This window comes from Streptomyces sp. SID14478 (genome assembly GCF_010548525.1).
Taxonomy (GTDB): Bacteria; Actinomycetota; Actinomycetes; order Streptomycetales; family Streptomycetaceae; genus Streptomyces.
The window spans coordinates 1-1,149 of sequence record NZ_JAAGMG010000761.1 but is presented as its reverse complement, the minus strand read 5'-3'; the positions used below and the strand labels follow the sequence as shown (position 1 = coordinate 1,149).

The 1,149-nt window shown below is 75.3% G+C and carries 2 protein-coding genes; one reads left to right on the top strand and one right to left on the bottom strand.

Annotated elements, in window-relative coordinates; translation table 11 throughout:
- The coding region (locus G3I40_RS25125) for a helix-turn-helix domain-containing protein (protein WP_164304391.1) at positions 1-411 on the top strand (411 nt) is incomplete at its 5' end.
- Between the two features lie 10 nt (positions 412-421).
- Here the strand turns inward: G3I40_RS25125 and G3I40_RS25120 are convergent.
- Positions 422-1,149 (bottom strand): glycosyltransferase family 4 protein (locus G3I40_RS25120; RefSeq protein ID WP_164304390.1); only part of this gene is annotated, 728 nt, incomplete at its 5' end.

The following is a 1,149-nucleotide window of genomic DNA, read 5'->3' as shown; positions in this document are numbered from 1 at the left end:
GGGGCGGGCGGCTGGGGCGCGGCGGCCGCGGGCCTGCGGCACGCGGCCCAGACGGCGACGGCGGCACAGGGCCTGGACGACCGGCCCTGGTACGACGCACGGCGCCTCGACATCGATCTGCTGCTGTGGCGGCTGCGGGACCATCCGGACCTGGCGGCGTTCGTGGAGCGCGCGATCGGCCCGCTCCAGGACCACGACAAGCGCTCCAAGCCGCCGCTGCTGCCCACGCTCCAGACGTATCTCGCGCACACGGGCCGCAAGGCGGAGACGGCACGCGAGCTGCACCTGAACCGGCAGACCCTCTACAACCGCCTTGCCCGCATAGGGGAGTTGCTCGGCACGGACCTGGACGATCCGCAGACGGTGCTCGCGCTGAGTCTGGCGCTGCGGGCCCGCAGGCACCTGCCGTGACGCCGTCGCCTCAGAGGCCGCCGGTCAACTCGTCGTAGATGCTGAGTACTTGGGCGAGCGTCGCGTCCTCGGTCGGCCAGGAGGCGGCCTGCGCGCTCCCCTTGTCCTTGAGTTCCGCACGGCGCTCGGGGTCGGCGAGCAGCCGCTCGACCGCCCTGGCCAGCGCAGGGGCGTCCCCGTATGGCACCAACTCGGCTGCCTCACCGACGAGTTCGGGGATGCCGCCGACCTCGGTCGCCACCAGCGGGACGCGTGCGTGCAGCGCCTCCTGGGCGAGCAGGGAGCGCGACTCCCAGCTACTGGGCAGCACCGCGAGGTCCGCGGCGGCCAGCAGCTCGGCGATGTCCTCGCGCCGGCCCGCGAGCCGCACCGGCAGCCCCTCGCTCTCGATGCGCCGCTTGAGCGCGGCCCGCTCGGGCCCTTCCCCGGCGATGACGAGCAGCGGCGCCGGATCGAGGGCGAGCCAGGCGTGGGCGGCGTCCAGGAGGACGTCGTAGCCGCGGTGCCGCTCCAGGCTTCCGACGGCCATCAGCAACGGGCGTCCCACGGCGCCCAGTTCGGCCCGGGTCTTGTGGTGGGCGCGCTCCCGGTCGTCCGCCGCGAGGTCCTGGCGGCCCGGCGGCGGGAAGGAGATCGCGGCGAGCCGGGCGTCACGGGCGCCGCGCGTCCTGGCCCGGTCCACCAGGTCGGAGGAGGTGCCGAGGACGACGGACGCGGCGCGGGCGACGCGCCGCTCCA